This window comes from Ureibacillus manganicus DSM 26584, assembly GCF_000772945.1.
GTDB lineage: Bacteria > Bacillota > Bacilli > Bacillales_A > Planococcaceae > Ureibacillus > Ureibacillus manganicus.
Map to the genome: position 1 here is coordinate 18,213 of NZ_JPVN01000011.1, position 19,225 is coordinate 37,437.

Below are 19,225 nucleotides of genomic sequence, written 5' to 3' on the forward strand. Positions count from 1 at the left end.
AGGTAGATGCGGGGCTAATGAAATGAGGTGAATTAATGAATAATTTAAAAGTAATGAATATTTTAGCTGATGAAACTCGCTATCAAATTTATCAATATGTACTACGAAACCAGAAACCATTCACTGTACAAGAAATTGCTGAACAATTCAACATACACCCAAATGTTGCAAGATTACACTTAACAAAATTATGTGAAATAGGAATCGTTCAAGCAGAATTTGTGAAGTCAGGAAAAGGTGGTCGCCCTGGAAGAGTTTATAATGCAACTGAACAAGGAATAAATATTAGCTTTCCTAAAAGAGATCCCGAAAAATTGTTAAGTTGGACGCTTTCATATATTTCACAAATTGGCGATTCTGCAATTGAAAGTATAAAATCAATCAGTTATGAAGATGGTTATAATGAGATGTCGTCATTATTAAATAAAACGAAGTTAAAAAACTCATTAACTTTTGAGGAAAAAATCGACTTATTATCCGAGGCAGCTAACCAAGTCGGATACATACCATCAATCATTGAAAAAGATGGTGTAAAACAAATTATTTTATCAATTTATAATTGTCCATTTATGAATCAATTACATGGAAATGCACATGTTATTTGTGCATGTCATGAATCTTTTCTAAAAGGACAAATCGATGTATTGTTTCCAGACAGCAATATAATTCAAATTGATAGTATGTTAAATAGTTGTGATAGCTGTAAATATAAAATAAATATAAAAGTTTCGCATAAATATTAATAATTTCCACTTGATTGTCACAAACTATTGAAAGTATGAGTTTACATTATTGTTCAAAATCATTTATAATAAAACGTGAGATAATTGTGTCGCATGGCAAAAGGAGGGGATTCTTCATGGCTAACATGTATAAAGTTATGGCTTGGTTTACAGGTATATTTGCCGTTTTCTTCTATCTCGGAGATATGAATGAGATTTCGCTATTATTTATAGGTAATACTGGATTATTTTTATTATTAGGCTTCTTAAACCTTTCTGAAAGAATGTACATGTATATTTTCGGAGCATATTTAACAGTCTTCTGGGCAGGATTTACGTACTATACAACGTTCATTCACATGCCTGGTGGAGGTCACTAAATCTCATAACTAAAACACCGTTTGCTTAAATGCAAACGGTGTTTTTCCTTTTCATCTAAAATCCATTTAAAAAAGGATTCATCTCCATTTCAGCTTCAGGTGTAGTATAAGAGCCATGACCTGGATAAATAATGGTATTTTCTGGAAGTGTTAAAAGTTTTTCATGAATCGATTTTAATAACACTTCGTGAGAGCCTCCAATTAAATCTGTTCTTCCTATACTTCTCTCAAATAAAGTATCACCTACAACCGCAAAACCGTCATTCGGAAAAATATAAGAAATGCTACCTGGAGAATGTCCCGGAGTAAATACTGCATTAAACTCAAATCCACCTATTTCAATCTTTTGTTCTTTACGAATAATATGCTGTTCATCGGGTAAATTAACTATATAATTTGGAAGCTCAGCATATTTTCCAGAACCATTTTTCATTGGATCATTTAGCCATTTAACTTCTTTCTCGTGGACATAGAGTGGCAAATTATACTTATCTCTTATAGAATCCACCGCACCTATATGATCGAAATGTGTATGAGTTAAAAAAATTGCTAATGGTTTATACTGATTTGTATCGATTACCTTTATTATTTTTGCTGCTTCTTCCCCTGGGTCAAAAATAATACATTCTTTTTCTTTGTTACTGACAATATAACAATTCGTTTGAACAGGACCTAATGAATATACTTTTACATTTAACATTTATATCACCTCTTCAAATAGTATACTGTTGTCTGGGAAAAATTACAGCAACTGTTCATATAAACGTCAAGATTAGTTCTCGACAAAACTATTTTGTTGCTTTACAATAAGAATGAATATTGTCTACCGACATTCATTTTCTGATGTCGAAAGGAGTGTCTAGTTTAATGAACTTATTAATGGTTATTTTTGCTTTAATCGCAGTTTTATCTCTAGTAAGCGCATTTAAGTCAATTCGTAACAAGAATGTACTTGCGCTAATTTTCGGTATCGCTTCATTTGCGATTTTTGGATGGTTTACAGTAATGACTGTTTTAAACCAAGGCTATCCACCAACATTACACTAATTATAGAAAAAAAGGACGTCTCAATCTAATTGAGTCGTCCTTTTTTCTTTTCCATCATTTTCATAAAATAAACTGCGACTTGTTATCAAAACAAGTCGCAGTCTATATTATTGCACAGCATCTTTCTGTAAATTACCTGTCATTTCGTCATAAAAACGGAGCAAATCTCCATTAATAATTTTATCTGAGTAACTTAATTCAACTTGCGCACGATCTATATAAGGTTGACACGCTGCAATGTCTACTTCCTCACCTGATGGACGCTCAAAACACGTTTCACCAGCAAAGATAAGTTCATCTGTTACAAATCGACCATCGCGGAATATAACAAATTCTTCGTGCTCCTCAGAGAATAGATCTGCACCTAATTGCATGTCATTCGAAGTATCAATTCCTAGTAAATGGAGAACTGTAGGTCGAATATCAATTTGTCCTGCAGTTTCATCAACTACTTTCCCATCTCCTGAACCAGGAATATGGATAAATAATGGAACTGATTGTAATAATGCACTATCGTAAGCTGTAATTTCCTCTTTATCTAAGTACATTGCCATTGCTTTATTATGGTTTTCAGAGATACCGTAATGGTCTCCATACATAACAATGATTGAGTTTTCATATAACCCTTTTTCTTTTAATTGTTCGAATAGTACTTTAATCGATTCATCTAAGTAACGAACTGTTTGGAAGTAACGATTTAATGTACCGGAATTAGATGTATATTCAGGTATCATCTTATCATCTTCATTTAAATAGAACGGGTAGTGGTTCGTTAACGTAATCAGACGAGAATAAAAAGGCTGTGGCATTTCTGTCATCAGTTCTACGGATTGCTCAGCAAATGGAATATCTTTTAGTCCCCAGTTCACTGAATTTTCATCTGTTACTGAATAAGAATTTACATCATAGAATTTATCTATATTAAGAGCTTTGTACATCATATCTCGATTCCAGAATGAATCGTTGTTAGAGTGCATTACATTTGTAAAATACCCGTTGTTTCCAAGGCGTTCAGCCATGGAATTATAAGTATTACCACCATGGGTAAAGAATACTGCCCCACGACCTAATCCGAATAATGAATTCTCAACGATGAATTCGGAATCACTCGTTTTTCCTAAGCTTGTTTGGTGATAGAAATCATTGAAATAGTAAGTATCTTTGTCATTTGTTAGGGAATTTAAAAATGGAGTTACAACTTCACCATTCATTTCATTATTAATAACAAAATTTTGCAATGACTCTAACTGAACTAAAATCACATTACGACCTGCGTACTTCCCAAACATTTCTTCGTTTGGTGAAGCTTGATTTGCCTGAACATAGTTGTCTATTTCAACAAGCTCACTACCGTTTGCAAGTGCACGTTGAGCTGACGATTTCGACTGAATATAAAAATCATATAAGTGATAATTATATGTCCCAATGTTTTTCACAAGTATTTCACGATCAAAACTACGAGTTAAAAGCTGAGGTCTTTCAGTTTCAGCTAATCCTAAGTTTAAGAACGCTATTGCCAATGCGATTACAAAATATGCACGTCGAACATTTTTTCGAATTGCAATTTTGTTATCCAATTGAGGAATAAAAATCATAGCAATAATTAATACTAAAACATCAATGAAGAATAAAAAGTCATACCAATTTACAATTTCTGTAATCGAAGATCCTAATTGACCAACATTATCTGTTTGGAATAATACCGGCAAAGTAATAAAGTCGTTATAAAAACGGTAAAAAGCTACGTTTGCATAAAGTACAATCGAAAGTAAAGTACTTACAATTATTAAATAACTATTTTTAACCTTTGGCGAGTTGAAGAACAATGATATTCCATAAACAAATAGTAAAAAGCTTAAAGGATTTATAATTAAAATAAATTCTTGCATTGCATTTTCAATGTCAATTTCAAAACTTGTATGGTAGGTGATTGCTGTTTTAACCCAAGTAGCAATTATCGCTATTAGCAAAATGGAATGTTTTGGCCATTTTGTTGACTTCATCATTCCTAATCATCCTTTCTAGTATTTAAGATAAAAATTTCACAGATTTCAAAAAAATTTTACATTAATTTAACATTCATCCCGAGAGACAAAGATTATCATAATATTTTTTTCGCTATATTGCAATAGGTTTAGGATTACACGCAATATGCTGAAAATTAGAATATTCAAGATGTTTTTTACAATTCCCACATATAATATTTACGTTCTTTTAATAAAAAGGTTCCCTTCGAAAGACACAGTTCAATCAAAATACGTTGAACTGATGTTCTTCCCTAAGTGGAATTCAAAAACACATTATAATTTTTTATCTACCAAAAAGAAAACAGTGATTTCATATCACTGTTTTCTAATATACTAACCAAAAAGAATCACTTCTAATTTGAATGGTCACATTATTTAATTATTATTTTTTGTCTCAAGTTTTGTTACTTCGTGACGAATAATTAACAGTGCCGTTTGAAAATCCTTCACATCTAATACTTGCGCTTTATAAAGTTCTCGAATTTCATCTTCCATTAACATTAAATCACCAATTCGATCCCCCGTATAAATAAACGTTCCATATTGTTTTAGTAAATCATATATATCAATCATTGATTTCATTTGAGAGCTCCTTTCGATTGGACGAACAAGCAATCCTGCTTTTTTCAGAAATGATAATATCAACAGGAACATCATGTGATTCTCGTGGTACTTCTTTTCTAATTTGTAAATCAAATGCTAAAGAAATAAGTGTCCCTGTATAATTTACAAGATAGCGATCATAATATCCACCACCAAAACCGACACGATATCCGTTTAGATCATATACAACACCTGGGACAATAATTACATCTATTTCATCGGAATTTCTTAGGATGGTTTTCTCTGGAATAGGCTCTCGTAAATTCATATAAACAGTTTCAAGTTGGTCAAAATTTTGTATTTCATAGAACTGCATTGAACGGTCAATTGGTGAACATTTTGGTACAACAACTTTTTTCTTTCTTTCCCATAGCTTTTCTATTAACGAGTATGTATCTACTTCAGGTCTGTTAGATAAAGTAATTGCAATTGTTTGAGCGTTTTGTATAGCAGTTTCCAACAAGAGCTTCTCTATAATAATCTTTGATAACTCAAAATATTGCACGTCTGTTAGTTGTGTTAAATTTGACATAACAAGTTTACGCAGTTCTTTCTTGTCCATTTGAAAACTACCCCTTTTTTATGTATATAAAACAAAAAGCCAAAACCTTGAGTGGTTTTGGCAATGACGCAAAAACTTATTTTGTTTCGCGGTGAAGAGTAACTTTCTTCTCGCGTGAGCAGTATTTTTTAAGTTCAAGACGTTCTGGATTATTACGTTTGTTCTTTTTAGAAATGTAATTACGTTCACCGCAATCAGTGCAAGCTAATGTAATGTTTACGCGCATCATTAACCCTCCCACTCTATATGAAAAGTTGTATTTATTTTGAGCATGATTTATACGACTTACCCATTATAACATAATCTAAAGAAAAATCTACTATGATTTATTATTAACTTTTCTTATGTTAAAATTATTTAAAACACATAATTAGTGGAGGAAGCAAAGTGGATTTTTCAATCATATTGTTGATAATAGGTATACTTTTAATGATTATATCATTTTTCATAAAAGATACTTCAAAAAAAATCGAAAAAGATGTAGAAGAACTTTCTATTAGTATATACCAAGAAACAAATGCATTAAAAAGACGTTTAAAGGTTGTCGAAGAAGAATTACTGCTAGATTCTAGTTTTCATGTTAAGTCACCGACTAGTCCAAAAAAAGGCGCTTTAAATAGGAATAAACCCAATTTAACAGAACAAATCATTTCTTCACAAGACCATAGTAAAAGTACGGTAAAAAAGTCCAAGCCTATTAATGAAATTCTTGTACGCCAAGTGATTGAACTTGATAAGCAAGGTTATACCTTTACTGAAATTAGTAAGTTGTCTACTTTATCTGAAGAACAGATTAGAGACATACTAAAAAATAGTGGAGGTAATAAATGAACAGGTCCTCTATCCGAGCTTTTGGAATAGCTTGTTTTCTAATAGGTGCAAGTTTAGTTTTATTTGATAAATTTGGGAGTACAAAATCAGATAATAACGAAATAAAATATAAAGAACAGATTTCAGTTTTACAACAACAATTAGAGAAGGCTAATGAACAAATTGCTTTACTAGAAAATTCGCAGCAAACTGACGGAACAGCGATTAAACCTTCCAATGAGGTACAAGATGAAACAACAAATACTTCAAATGGCAAACCAGAAGCTACAAAAACATCTAATAACGCAGTTGAAGCAACACTACATATCTATTCAGGTTTAACCGCCTATGATATAGGTAAAAAACTCGAAGATTTAGGTATTGTAAAAAACGGCTTAGAATTGGAGCTATTTTTAGCGAAACCCGAATATGCAAAATATATTCAAATTGGCCAATTTGAATTGAATTCATCCATGACAATTGAAGAAATTGCAAAAATTCTTACTGGTAAAAAATAGGTTAACACTTGCAAGTGTTAACTTATTTTTTCTTAGCCTTGAAGTAGGTACGTATAAATTCTAAAAATTGTAATGTTACATCACTTAAATATCGACCATTAACGTAAGCAAGACCAATTTCTCTTTTACAATCTTTCGAATTAACACGAATAATCTTCAAATTATACTGGTCAAGCCCTTTAATTTTAGGAATTAATGAAACCCCTAACCCACTTTCAACTAATCCTGCTACTGTATGTATTTCTTCCCCTTCAAAAGCTACATTCAATTTATAACCATTATTGTTAAATAACTCATCGACTGATTGTCTTAATGAATTTCCTTTTTTAATTGAAATAAACGGATATTCGGCGAATTCTTCAACACTAACTATTTTTTTAGCGATTAGCGGATGATTTTGTGGAACAATTAAGAAAAGTTCCTCATCCCAAAGCTTTTCCCAAACGACGTCCCTATTTGTATCTAAAGAAGATATTAAACAAAGATCTAATTCTCCATTCTCAAGCTTCTTCATTAGCACACTTGAATTGCTTTGCGTTAACTGGAACTTCATATGTGGAAAAGGCTTCTTCACATGCGTCATTAACGAAGGTATCACTTGTAAACCAAGCGTATGCATAAAACCTAAAGATACTTCCCCGAGTCCTGGGGCTACCATATTTTGAAGGTCTTCTTTTGCACGTTCATATTCTCTTAAAATGAATTCAGTTCGTTCTAAGAAAAACTTTCCGTATCGATTTAACTTAATGGAACGGCCATTACGATCAAACAATATGACCCCTAAATTTTCTTCCAAAAGTGAAATGGATTTACTTAATGCCGGTTGAGAGATGTGCAAAATTGCAGCTGCACGAGACATATTTTCATATTTTGCTACAGTTTGAAAATAAACAAGCGAAGTAAAATCCATCTTCAGTCTCCTTATAACTTATTTTTATAAGATGTATAAAAACAATCAATTTTCATTATATGATTTATCTTATTATAATAAACTCAGGCTCCATGTTCAAAAAAATGTCATAAACTGACGATTAAAATGAGGCGAATCATCATGACTTATCTTAAAAAAGGTACGAAAGAATTTAAAATGGCAAATCTAGCTTTATTTGCTGCTGCATTTATTGTTTTTGCAAACTTATATATTACACAACCATTATTTCCGCAATTTTCGTTGGAGTATGGTGTATCACCAACAATAGCTAGTTTATCACTCTCTTTAGCTACCATTGTTCTTTCAATAAGTTTAATTCTATTCGGCTCACTTTCTGAAAGCTGGGGACGAAAACGATTGATGACTTTTTCCATCTTTGCCGCATCATTATTGACAATTGCCCTTGCATTCGCACCAACCTTTGAAATATTACTTTTTTTACGCGTCATACAAGGATTTGTATTTGCAGGTATTCCAGCAATAGCAATGGCCTATTTAGGTGAGGAAGTAGATCCGTCAAGTTTAGGTATTGCCATGGGGTTATATATAAGCGGAAACTCAATTGGGGGCCTTTCTGGTCGTGTAATTATGGGAACGATGACCGATCTATTTAGTTGGCAAACTGGAATGATCATATTAGGAATTATTAGTTTACTAGTATCAATATATTTTGTTTGGGCGTTACCAGAATCTAAAAACTTTGTTCCTAGAAAACTTGAATTAAATGGCCTATCAAAATCTTTAGTAACCCATCTAAAAGACCCCGGTTTAATATGTTTATTTGGTATTGCATTTACATTAATGGGTGGCTTTGTAACACTTTATAATTACATAAGCTACCAGTTAGTTGGGTCGCCTTATAACCTAAGTGCTGGAATTGTTGGTTGGATATTTATCGTCTATTTGGTTGGTACTTTTAGCTCTGCTTGGTTTGGTAGCCTTTCAGATAAGTTTGGCAGACATAAGGTTTTATTCATCGGAATTATCATTATGTTTACAGGGGCTCTTATAACTCTTAATGTGAACCTACTCTTAAAAATAGTAGGGATTGTTGTTTTTACTTTTGGATTTTTTGGATCACATTCCATCGCAAGCGGTTGGGTAAGCTTTCGTGCGAAAAAAGACAAAGCTCAGGCATCCTCCCTGTATTTATTTGCTTATTATTTCGGTTCTAGTGTAGGTGGAACAATTGGTGGAATCTTTTGGTCAATGTGGGGATGGAATGGAGTAATTGCATTTATCAGTGCTTTTTTAATTACTTCCTTCTTATTTGCTGTTATACTCTTCGTATTGAGTAAGAAAGCACATACAAAACTGGAAGACCATCTGCAATACTAAGGGAAGAAAGGGATTACATGAACATTTATGACTTTAAAGTCACTACTGAAAATGGTGAACAATACTTACTTGAACGGTACAAGGGAAAAGTTTTACTTGTTGTAAATACAGCTACAAAATGCGGTCTTGCTGGGCAATTTGATGATTTAGAAGATTTGTATAAAAAGTATCGCGAACAAGGATTTGAAGTTTTAGGGTTCCCTTCGGATCAATTCAAACAAGAACTTTCATCAGGTAGTGAGGCCGCAGAGGCATGTCGATTATCTTATGGGGTTACGTTTCCAATGCATGATTTAGTAAAGGTTAATGGAGAAGCAGCACATCCATTATTTAAGTATTTAACCGAAAACACAAAAGGTCTACTCGGTAAAAATGTAAAATGGAATTTCACAAAGTTTTTAATAGATCGTGATGGAAACGTCGTAAAAAGATTTTCTCCGACAGATAAACCTTCGAAATTTGTAAAAGAAATTGAACAATATTTATAACAGGCTGGAACATAAGTGAAAAAGTACAATCCATCATTCAATTTGGATTGTACCTTTTTGATATAGCGACGTTCGTTTCCGATGCATGCTTCGCTTTCCGCAGGGAAGCCATGAGCCTCCGGGAGCTAAAGCTCCGGGGTCTCATGACTGCTTCTACATCCTGCAGGAGTCTTCGCATGCCTCTCCAACGAACGACTTTCTAATATAGCGTTAGCGGATTTTTATTATACGTAATACTGACTTTTGGTTGAAAGTTATCTTTTGTCCATGCCTCTTATTTGAACATTAACTTGAAACTACAGCGGTATTTAAAAAAGTTTCAACCATTTTCGTACCTGTTTCTGTACCTATTGATTCGGGATGGAATTGCAATCCGTAAATTGGATAGTGTTTATGCTGTATAGCCATAATTTCTTGATCATCCAATGATATGGCAATAACCTCTAAATCTTCATGTAGGGTAGACGGTTCAATGATTAGAGAATGATATCTCATAACACTGATTTCACCATCAAGATAACTGAACAGCCCTTTTTTCTCATATGACAACTTAGAAAGTTTTCCGTGCATTATATTTTTTGCACGAACAATTTGTCCTCCAAATGCTTCACCAATTGATTGATGTCCCAAGCAGATCCCTAGAATCGGAAATTCTTTATATAATGCTTTTACCACATCTACTGTAATACCTGCCTCTTTTGGCGTACCTGGCCCTGGGGAAAGTATTATTGCTTCAGGTTTTAGTTCACGAATATCTTCAATTGTTAAAGCATCATTTCGAACTACTTTCACTTCTTTACCGAGATTTGAAATTTGTTGATATAAATTGTAGGTAAACGAATCATAATTATCGATTAATAAAATCATCTTTGGACCTCCAATAACGCTTTTGCTTTGTTCAGCGTTTCCTCATATTCCGATTCTGCGATTGAATCATACACAATTCCTGCACCTGCTTGAACATACGCTTTTTCATCTTTTACAATCATTGTACGGATTGCCAACGCAAGATCCATATTCCCATTAACTGAAATATAACCTATAGCACCTGCATAAACTCCGCGTTTTTTTTCTTCTAAATTATTTATAATTTGCATTGCACGTATCTTAGGAGCACCTGATACTGTTCCGGCTGGTAAAGATGATGTTAATACGTCTAATACATGTATCTCATCTTTTAGTTCGCCAACTACTTCAGAAACGATATGCATGACATATTTATAACGTTCAATGTTCATATATTTACTTACCTTTACTGAACCTATTTTACTCACACGCCCAATATCATTCCTGCCTAAATCCACAAGCATTCTATGTTCTGCTATTTCCTTTTCATCTTGAAGCAAAAGTTTTTCTAATTCTAAATCTTCCTCAGAAGTTTTACCTCGAGGTTTTGTTCCGGCAATGGGATTTGTTGTTACCATTCGATTATTTACTTTTACTAAACTTTCTGGCGAAGTACCTAAAATCGTATATTCATCATACTCTTGATAAAACATATATGGTGAAGGGTTCGATGTTCTTAATTTTCTATATAAACTAAAGGGATCCCCATTATATGAAGCATGGAACCTTTGAGATAACACAACTTGGAAAATGTCTCCACAAGCGATATGCTCTTTTGCCTTTTCAACCATTTGAATAAACTGCTCTTTACGAACCGTTGGATGAAATTGAACAGAAGCTAGTTCATCTTGTTGAAATGTTTGGCCGCTTTTAATTTCTTCTTCAATTTTTTCAATCGATTGATTCATATTTTCAGTAGTACGATTTTGTTGAAACAAATCAATCGAAGCAATTGTAACTGTTTGTAATAAATGATCAAAAACAATAAATGTATCATAAAAATAAAGATGCACATCTGGCATATTTAGCTCATCTGGTAATACTTCACCAATTTTTTCACTATAAAAGGCAGTATCATAGCCAAAATAACCAATTGCTCCACCAAAAAATGAAAATGGATAACTATTATTTTGAATCGGCATGATTTCACGTAATTTTTCGAGTACAGAACCTTCTTCAATAGCTACTTCTTCATTTTCAAAACAATACGAGTAAGTATAATTGTTGCCTCTTAATTCTGCAATAGGGTCAACCGCTATAAATGAATATCTACCACTTTCCTCATGTTTTGCAGATGATTCAAATAATACCTTTCGTTTACCCTTCAAACTTCGAAAAACAGAAATGGGTGTCATCATATCCCCTTGTAACTCACGGATAACAAAATGCTGATCTGTACTAATCATTCTCAACTAACTCCTCTCGGCTCATGTTCTATTACTAAATTTGGATAGAAAAGACGCAACATGGTCCATTCTATTACGGATTCTAACATTTTAGGTTGAATAATCCGCAAATAAAAAAAGGCTTTCCATCACAAAAAGGACGGATAAGCCGTGGTGCCACCTTTATTGACTAAAACAAAATTATCTGTACGTAACTGTCTTAGTCCACTCTACTTGTTATAACGTAACTATACGCTAGTACCTACTATAATTTCAGTACCAGTAGCTAGAAAGCCCATTCATATTATGTCATGTACTAGCTCCCACCTTATGCTAGCTCTCTGAAACACTTCATAATATTACTTTTTTTCATCATCGCTTTTTAAATATACAATTATAAATATTTTAAACGATATAGATTAACTATTCAAATAAATTTGAAAGTTAAGCCGGAAATTACGAAAAAGGACTCCTCTTTTAAAAAAGGAGTCCTCAAAAATTAATTGTTTAGGTCAAATCGTTGACCTTTTTTCAAATACAGTAAATATTCAGCGATATTTGTTGCAAGATCTGCACAACGCTCTATATAACGGCAAATGAAAGCTAGATTAGTAATTTGTGGAACACTTTCTGGTTTCAAACTTGAAAGTTGCATTAATTGTTTAATCATATTTCCATACATTTCATCAACTTGGTCATCCAGTTCAGCAATTTCTTTAGCCTTTGTCGTATTTTCTTCAACAAAAGCATCCACAATTTGTCTTAACATTTGAGTTGCTTTTAAGCACATATCTTCTAGTAACTCAACCGAAGTAATAAATGGCTCATTACCAATACGGATAGTTTCTTTAGCAATATTTACAGCATAATCACCAACGCGTTCCATATCGGAAGCGGCTTTCAACAGAACAACCATTCTACGCAAATCAGTAGCAACGGGTTGTTGTCTCGTTAAAAGTAAAATTACTCTGTCATTAATACCCTCTTCAAAACGATTAATTTCAGCATCACGTTTTACAATATCCTGTGCTGTATCAATATCCTTTTTGATAAGAGCAGAGAATGATTCTTCAAGGCGATCAATACTTTGATCACATAATTTTAAAAAGTCTTTTTGTACTGATTGCATTTCTGCCTGAAAACGTTCACGACTCATAACGACACTCCTCCTAAAATTAACCGAAGCGACCTGAAATATAATCTTCTGTACGTTGATCTCTAGGCGTAGAGAAAATTTTATCTGTATTATCGAATTCCACGACTTCACCATTTAAGAAAAATGCAGTTTTATCGGAAATACGGGCAGCTTGTTGCATATTGTGCGTCACGATAACAATTGAATAGTTCCCTTTCAATTCTTGGACAAGTTCTTCTACTTTTAATGTAGAGATAGGGTCAAGAGCCGATGTAGGCTCATCCATCAGAATAACATCAGGTTCAATTGCAAGACAACGAGCAATACAAATACGTTGTTGCTGTCCACCAGATAAACCATACGCATTTTGGTTTAAACGGTCTTTTACTTCGTCCCAGATTGCCGCTCCTCTTAATGATTTTTCAACAATTTCATCAAGAACTTTTTTGTTTTTAATACCATGGATTCGTGGACCATATGCAATATTATCGTAAATTGATTTTGGGAATGGATTTGGTTTTTGGAAAACCATTCCCACATGTGTACGTAACTCTTCAACTTGATAATTTGCATCAAAAATATTTCGTCCACGATAGTTAATTTCACCATTGGTTTTAACTATTGGTACTAATTCTACCATACGGTTTAATGCTTTGATATAGGTAGATTTTCCGCAACCCGAAGGACCAATAATGGCTGTAACATCATTTTCTTTAATATCTAAATTAATTTCTTTTAGTGCATGGTGTTCACCATACCATAAATTGAAATTGTTAGTTCCGAAAACCGTATTTTTTTCATTTGTAGCAGTTATTTCTTCACCGACATTTTGTGACGATTGAACATTTATTTTAATATTATTTTCATTTTTCATCATAGTCTGTACCACTATTCCACTTCCTTAATATCTTTTTGAGAACTTATTGCGAATGAAAATTGCAATAGAGTTCATAATCACTAGGAACAGCATAAGAATAATAATCCCTGCTGAAGCGACATATAAGAATTCTTCTTGTGGACGTTTTGCCCAGTCATAAATTTGCATTGGTAGAGCAGTAAATTCACTTAGTAGACTATCTGGTAAGAAACGCAAAATAACTGGAATACCAATAACAACTAATGGTGCTGTTTCACCAATTGCACGTGATAACGCCAAGATACTACCTGTTAAAATACCAGGAATAGCGGCTGGTAGTACAACACGTGTGATAGTTTGCCATTTTGTTGCACCCATACCATAAGATGCTTCCCTTTGTTCTTTCGGTACTGCACGAATCGCTTCTTGTGCAGCAACGATAATAACAGGAAGAATCAATAAACTCATCGTAAATCCAGCAGCCAATAAACTTTTCCCTAAAGCTAGAGCACGAACAAAGATCGTTAAACCAAGTAACCCGAATACGATTGATGGTACCCCAGCTAGGTTTGAGATATTCATTCTTATAAAATCATTAATTTTATTTTTCTTTGCATATTCTTCTAAATATATTGCTGTTGATACACCTAGAATCATGGAAACTGGCGCTATAATACACATCATGTAAATTGAACCAATTAGAGCTGCTTTAATACCAGCTCTTTCTGGAGAGCGCGATGCAAAACTTGTGATAAAATCCCAATCTAAATAACCAATTCCTTGAGTAACAATGCGAACTAATAATATAACTAAGCATAATAAAGCAAATAAAGTACCTGTTAGAAAAAGTGCTTTCCAACTTTTGTTTTTATTTAATCGGGTTTTCATACGCTTCATTACGACAGAATCATCGATGTATCTCATATTAATACTCCTCTCTGAAGCGTTTTGAAATGTAATGTGCAAGTAAATTCATGATTAATGTAAAGATAAACAGCGTAAAACCTACTGCGTAAATAGAATAGTAAATTGTCGTACCATAACCAGCATCACCTGATGATACTTGAACGATGTAAGCTGTCATTGTTTGAATAGAACCAGTAACGCTAAAGTCAAATGACGGTGAAGCCCCACCTGCAAGTGATACAATCATCGTTTCACCAAGAGCACGGGAAACTGCTAATACGATGGATGAAATGATCCCTGACAATGCGGCTGGTAGTACAACTTTAATAGCGACTTCGAATTTGGTTGCACCTAGAGCGAGTGCACCTTCTCGAATTGAATTTGGAACGGAACTCATCGCATCTTCTGATAATGATGCAATCATAGGGATAATCATAATCCCTACCACAATTCCTGGGCTAAGCGCGTTGAATATTTTCAGTGACGGTATCAATTGTTGTAAGATCGGTGTTACAAATGTTAAAGCGAAGAATCCATAAACAATTGTTGGTACGCCAGCTAAAACTTCTAATACCGGTTTAATAGAACGGCGTGCTCTATCCGAAGCGTATTCACTTAAATAAATAGCAGCCGCTAATCCTATTGGAACCGCAACAATTACTGCGATTACAGTTACTTTTAATGTACCCATAATTAGAGCTAATACACCGAACGTCGGATTATTCCCTGAAAATGGATACCATTGAGTACCGAATAGGTAATCTGTAATTGATACTCTCTGAAAAAATTCAAAGGTCTCGAAAATTAATGTGAAGACGATTCCTATTGTTGTTAATACAGAAATAAATGCAGCTATAAATAATAATATTGGCATTGTTTTTTCTGTAATTTTTTTACCTTTTCTATTTCGAGACTTTGCGATCAAATCTTGTATCGATTGACCGTTCCTTAAGTCTTGCGAAGCCATAATATAAACTCCCTTCATATACACGTGAGAAAATGTGTGGGCGCTAGATTTACCCACACATTTTAAAAAATCTAGTTTATCAAGTTAAGAATATTATTTTAAACCTTCTAAAGTTTTTAATCCTTCTTCATACATTGCATCTGGTAAACGTACATAGCCTACTTCGCCAGCCATGTCACCAGCGTTTTTCAATGTAAATTCCATGAAATTATAGAATGCTTCATTGTCTTTAAGTGCACTGTTTTTTGCGTAAACGAATAATGGACGAGAAAGTGGAGAATATTCGCCTTTTTCAATTGTTTCACTGTTTGGTTCTACACCATTAACTTTAACTGCAGTTAATTTGTCAGTGTTTTCTAAGTAGTAAGCATATCCGAAGAATCCAATTGCATTTTTATCTCCAGCAACACCAGTTACTAGAACGTTATCGTCTTCTGATAATTCAGCCGATTTCACTAAATCAGCACCATCTAAAATTACTTCATCGAAGTAGTCATAAGTACCTGAGTCAGTACCCGGTGAGTAGAATAAGATTTCTTCAGCTGGCCAAGATGGATCGATGTCAGACCATTTTTTAGTTGTTCCATCTTCAACCCAAATTTGTTGTAATTGTTCTACAGTTAATTCAGTAGCCCAAGTATTTTCTGGGTTAATTACTACTGTTAAACCATCATAAGCAAGTAGGAATTCTGTATAGTCAATACCAGCTTCTGCTAACTTAGCTTTTTCTTCATCTTTGATTGGACGAGAAGCGTTTGAGAAGTCAGTTTCACCAGCGATGAATTTTTCAAAACCTCCACCAGTACCTGAAACACCTGAAGATACTCGAACTTCTGGTTGTTCTTCTTCATATATTTCTACTAATGCTTCTGTAATTGGAGCAACTGTAGATGAACCGTCACCTGAAACTGAACCAGTAAGTTGTGCTACTTCATTATTTGTAGTTTCAGAACCTGTATTAGTTTCTGTTCCTTTGTTAGTATCAGTTTCTTTTTCTCCAGCTTCGTTAGATCCACAAGCTGCTAAGAATAAAGCTGAACCAACTACAGCTGTCATCGTTAAGTACTTCCATTTTTTCATGTTTTATTTCCTCCATCAAATTCATAGTAAGTTGTCTTACAAGGAATACTATAAAATTTTTTTGTTGATGTCATATAAACGTAATGTTAAGAGATTGTGCGAAATGTTAAGAGATTGTAAACCTACTAGTTTTTTTCTTTGAGCTTAGTGATTATTTTTTGCTTTGAATCATATATTAATATTTTGTTTAAAAAATAAAAAAAGACTCAAAAGGAAAAAATCCCTTTTGAGTCTAACTGAATATTTATTCTTCAACGATTTGTTCTTCTGTTTCTTCATCAATTTTTTCATCAGTTGTTGGTGGTAAAATTTGCTGTTCTACAGTGCTTGATGAAAGTCCATTTTCTGTGTATTTCTTTTTAAGTTCGAAATAATAATCTAAAATTTCTCTTGCAATTTCATTATTATGTGGCAAGTAAATATTAAAATTAGTTGACGCCCACGGAATCATTACCGCATATGCAACTTCTGGATTATCATAAGGTGCAAATCCAGCATGAGATAAAGTAACCGTATCTGTTCCCCATTCTTCTCTAATTGGACCAAAATAAACTACCTCGGCTGTTCCTGTTTTACCAGCAGCTGTGTAAGGAGCGTTTGCGAAATTACCACGAGCAGAACCTTGCGATCCTATATACACTTGTCTTAGACCTTTTTTAACTTGTTCTATTTCTTCTTCTGTATTAGAAATCCGATTTAATACAGTAGGAGTGACTTCCTCTACTAATAAACCTAATTTTTGACCATCTTCTGAAGGTTCTCGAACTTCTTTCAACATTCTCGGCTGAATGCGATAGCCCCCATTTGCAATTGTCGACATATATTGTGCAAGTTGTAAGGTTGTATAAGTATCATATTGTCCAATAGCTTGGTTTAAGATGACACCTGCATTATCTGGAATCCCTTTAAAACCAGATGCTTCACCTGGCAAATCTACTCCAGTATTTACCCCAAGACCAAATTCAGCATAACCATTACGCATTTTACTTAAAGTATTGTCTCTAATGATAAGCGGCATGTTATAAGTATAGTTCGTACCGCCCATGAACATAGCTATTTGGAACATATATGAGTTGGAAGATCTCTCCAATGCTTTAATATCATCCATAGGTATTGCACCAGAACGGTTAAATATTGAGCTTTTTGGATCTGTATTTAAAAGTTTAATTGGTTGATCTATTAATCGAGTTCCAGGGTTAATAACGCCTTCTTTATACCCCATTAATATTGTTGCAGCTTTTATGGTAGATCCAGCTTCATAAGCTGATGTAAATGTACCGTAGGAAAAGTCAATAACATAATTTTCACCTGTTGTAGGATCTGTTTCAATTTTTTTTCCTACCATCGCTAACAATTCACCCGTATTAGGGTTCATCATAACAAAAAATGCCCGATCCAATAATTTAGAGCCACCCATAGATTTTAATTCTAATAACTTTTCTTCAACGATACGCTCTGCTTCTAATTGAAGCTCAATATCAATTGTTGAAACTAAATCATTCCCTGGCTCACCTTCATAGGTAGTGACAGTATCGACAACTTGACCTTGTTTGTTTGTAATATTTTTTACTACTGATTTTTTACCTTGTAGTAATTCTTCATATTGAGCCTCAAAATAACTTTCCCCAACTCGATCGTTTCGTGAATAGTCTCTAGCTAAGTAATAATCAAGTTTTGTTAATGGAATACCTTTGCTAGGTACCGTAGTTCTTCCTAATACAGAAAGAGGTGCTAGCTTTACTCGTTTCCAATCAGTCGTTGTGTTTACACCAGGTAAATCTGAAAGACGCTCTGAAACACGAGCAAATTCCTCTGGTGTAACATCTTCATTTTTAATAATTTGTGGAGAAAGATAATATCCAGACGTCATTTCACGGTAAATTGCTAATACTTCTAAATCATATTCCGTCAATTCTGCTAATTCTTCATCTGTTATACGTTCACGTACTAATCGGTCGATTTCTACCTGTACTTCTTTTGCCTCTAGTTCTTCATTTGCTTTAAGTTCTGCTTCTTCTTCTTTTGAAACTTTTGCGTATGCTTCATCTTTATTACGTAATATCCAAAAATCCAGTTTATCACGGTATGTAATTCGCTTCGTTGGTTGTTCGATAAGCATTGCTAATTGTTCAGCAATGGAAAGCATCTCACTAGAAGTTGTACTAGGCATTTTTGTATAAGTAATGGCATTTTCAGGTTCATTATCAACAAGAATTCTGCCAAAACGGTCATAAATTCTACCTCTAGCAACACTTGTGTTTACTGAAATTTCTTCTGTTCTCTCTATTGCACGAACATAGTCTTCTCCTTTAACAATTTGCAGGTAGCCTAATCGAAAAATCAAAAGAGAAAATAAAACAAAAATAGAAAAGAACAGGACATTCATACGAAAAGATAAATTCGCACGATATTTTGCCTTCACACTTGTCGCTCGGTTATTTTTTGGCAATTTCCTCATTTGCAACCTCCTTTTCACTTAATAAACTGAATCAGTTAATCTGTATTCATGCATTACATTTTAGTATATCATTTAATTAAAAAGAAGTACTAGCTATCATTTAAGACGGATTATTCCTTACTTGGTTTCTCAATTTCAAACTAATTTTTGAAGTAAAGTAAATGTA

21 protein-coding genes and 1 other annotated feature are annotated in these 19,225 nt (G+C 33.6%); of the genes, 7 read left to right on the forward strand and 14 right to left on the reverse strand.

The features are described from left to right. Positions 1 to 35: 35 nt before the first annotated feature. Complete coding sequence (locus CD29_RS10080; protein WP_036186152.1) at positions 36 to 743, forward strand: helix-turn-helix transcriptional regulator; 708 nt, start codon at positions 36 to 38, stop codon at positions 741 to 743. Positions 744 to 859: 116 nt separating this feature from the next. Further along, positions 860 to 1,102, forward strand: a complete 243-nt coding sequence (locus tag CD29_RS10085; protein WP_036186155.1) for a DUF2626 family protein — start codon at positions 860 to 862, stop codon at positions 1,100 to 1,102. A 55-nt stretch (positions 1,103 to 1,157) separates the two neighbouring features. Here CD29_RS10085 and CD29_RS10090 read toward each other — a convergent pair whose 3' ends face one another. Then, positions 1,158 to 1,802, reverse strand: coding sequence for an MBL fold metallo-hydrolase (locus tag CD29_RS10090; RefSeq protein ID WP_036186158.1), 645 nt, complete (start codon positions 1,800 to 1,802; stop codon positions 1,158 to 1,160). Between the two features lie 167 nt (positions 1,803 to 1,969). On the opposite strand from CD29_RS10090, the gene CD29_RS10095 reads away from it, so the two are divergent. After that, entirely contained in the window at positions 1,970 to 2,149 is a 180-nt protein-coding gene (locus tag CD29_RS10095; protein WP_036186160.1) for a DUF2759 domain-containing protein, read from the forward strand. Positions 2,150 to 2,256: 107 nt separating this feature from the next. Here CD29_RS10095 and CD29_RS10100 read toward each other — a convergent pair whose 3' ends face one another. From CD29_RS10100 to rpmG, 4 genes are all read right to left on the reverse strand, one after another. Next, positions 2,257 to 4,152: an LTA synthase family protein gene (locus CD29_RS10100; protein ID WP_036186389.1), complete on the reverse strand. Its 1,896-nt coding sequence runs from the start codon at positions 4,150 to 4,152 to the stop codon at positions 2,257 to 2,259. A gap of 399 nt (positions 4,153 to 4,551) precedes the next feature. Beyond that, complete coding sequence (locus CD29_RS10105) at positions 4,552 to 4,758, reverse strand: YqgQ family protein (protein ID WP_036186162.1); 207 nt, start codon at positions 4,756 to 4,758, stop codon at positions 4,552 to 4,554. Continuing rightward, positions 4,742 to 5,341: a 5-formyltetrahydrofolate cyclo-ligase gene (locus CD29_RS10110; RefSeq protein ID WP_036186164.1), complete on the reverse strand. Its 600-nt coding sequence runs from the start codon at positions 5,339 to 5,341 to the stop codon at positions 4,742 to 4,744. The genes CD29_RS10105 and CD29_RS10110 overlap by 17 nt, the downstream gene beginning before the upstream one ends. Before the next feature lie 76 nt (positions 5,342 to 5,417). Then, positions 5,418 to 5,567, reverse strand: coding sequence for a 50S ribosomal protein L33 (gene rpmG, locus CD29_RS10115; RefSeq protein ID WP_036173524.1), 150 nt, complete (start codon positions 5,565 to 5,567; stop codon positions 5,418 to 5,420). 161 nt (positions 5,568 to 5,728) lie between these two features. Here rpmG and CD29_RS10120 point away from each other — a divergent pair, with 161 nt between their 5' ends. Beyond that, complete coding sequence (locus CD29_RS10120) at positions 5,729 to 6,172, forward strand: hypothetical protein (protein WP_036186166.1); 444 nt, start codon at positions 5,729 to 5,731, stop codon at positions 6,170 to 6,172. Then, a complete protein-coding gene (locus tag CD29_RS10125) occupies positions 6,169 to 6,669 on the forward strand; it encodes an MltG/YceG/YrrL family protein (RefSeq protein ID WP_036186167.1) in 501 nt (166 codons plus the stop codon). Before CD29_RS10120 ends, CD29_RS10125 begins: the two co-directional genes overlap by 4 nt. A 22-nt stretch (positions 6,670 to 6,691) precedes the next feature. Here CD29_RS10125 and CD29_RS10130 read toward each other — a convergent pair whose 3' ends face one another. Then, on the reverse strand, positions 6,692 to 7,579 hold the full coding sequence (locus CD29_RS10130; RefSeq protein ID WP_036186168.1) for a LysR family transcriptional regulator: 888 nt from the start codon (positions 7,577 to 7,579) through the stop codon (positions 6,692 to 6,694). Between the two features lie 141 nt (positions 7,580 to 7,720). Between CD29_RS10130 and CD29_RS10135 the strand changes: the two genes are divergently transcribed. After that, positions 7,721 to 8,938 carry an MFS transporter gene (locus CD29_RS10135; RefSeq protein WP_036186170.1) on the forward strand — a complete coding sequence of 406 codons (1,218 nt, stop codon included), beginning with the start codon at positions 7,721 to 7,723 and terminating at the stop codon, positions 8,936 to 8,938. 17 nt (positions 8,939 to 8,955) lie between these two features. Then, complete coding sequence (locus CD29_RS10140; RefSeq protein ID WP_036186171.1) at positions 8,956 to 9,426, forward strand: glutathione peroxidase; 471 nt, start codon at positions 8,956 to 8,958, stop codon at positions 9,424 to 9,426. Between the two features lie 285 nt (positions 9,427 to 9,711). On the opposite strand, the gene CD29_RS10145 is transcribed toward CD29_RS10140, so the two are convergent. The 8 genes from CD29_RS10145 to CD29_RS10180 form a co-directional block, all read right to left on the reverse strand. Then, on the reverse strand, positions 9,712 to 10,293 hold the full coding sequence (locus tag CD29_RS10145; RefSeq protein ID WP_036186172.1) for an anthranilate synthase component II: 582 nt from the start codon (positions 10,291 to 10,293) through the stop codon (positions 9,712 to 9,714). Further along, positions 10,290 to 11,678, reverse strand: coding sequence for an anthranilate synthase component I (gene trpE, locus CD29_RS10150; RefSeq protein ID WP_036186173.1), 1,389 nt, complete (start codon positions 11,676 to 11,678; stop codon positions 10,290 to 10,292). The genes CD29_RS10145 and trpE overlap by 4 nt, the downstream gene beginning before the upstream one ends. Before the next feature lie 132 nt (positions 11,679 to 11,810). After that, positions 11,811 to 12,042, reverse strand: a binding site (T-box leader). 114 nt (positions 12,043 to 12,156) lie between these two features. Then, complete coding sequence (phoU, locus tag CD29_RS10155) at positions 12,157 to 12,813, reverse strand: phosphate signaling complex protein PhoU (RefSeq protein ID WP_036186175.1); 657 nt, start codon at positions 12,811 to 12,813, stop codon at positions 12,157 to 12,159. A gap of 19 nt (positions 12,814 to 12,832) precedes the next feature. Further along, the gene (pstB, locus tag CD29_RS10160) at positions 12,833 to 13,669 is read right to left on the reverse strand and encodes a phosphate ABC transporter ATP-binding protein PstB (RefSeq protein ID WP_036186392.1); all 837 of its coding nucleotides are present in this window, start codon (positions 13,667 to 13,669) and stop codon (positions 12,833 to 12,835) included. 24 nt (positions 13,670 to 13,693) lie between these two features. Next, entirely contained in the window at positions 13,694 to 14,572 is an 879-nt protein-coding gene (gene pstA / locus CD29_RS10165; RefSeq protein ID WP_036186177.1) for a phosphate ABC transporter permease PstA, read from the reverse strand. 1 nt (position 14,573) lies between these two features. After that, positions 14,574 to 15,521: a phosphate ABC transporter permease subunit PstC gene (gene pstC / locus CD29_RS10170; RefSeq protein WP_036186179.1), complete on the reverse strand. Its 948-nt coding sequence runs from the start codon at positions 15,519 to 15,521 to the stop codon at positions 14,574 to 14,576. 93 nt (positions 15,522 to 15,614) lie between these two features. Beyond that, positions 15,615 to 16,601: a PstS family phosphate ABC transporter substrate-binding protein gene (locus CD29_RS10175; protein WP_036186181.1), complete on the reverse strand. Its 987-nt coding sequence runs from the start codon at positions 16,599 to 16,601 to the stop codon at positions 15,615 to 15,617. Positions 16,602 to 16,845: 244 nt separating this feature from the next. Further along, on the reverse strand, positions 16,846 to 19,059 hold the full coding sequence (locus tag CD29_RS10180; protein ID WP_036186184.1) for a peptidoglycan D,D-transpeptidase FtsI family protein: 2,214 nt from the start codon (positions 19,057 to 19,059) through the stop codon (positions 16,846 to 16,848). Between the last annotated feature and the right edge of the window lie 166 nt (positions 19,060 to 19,225).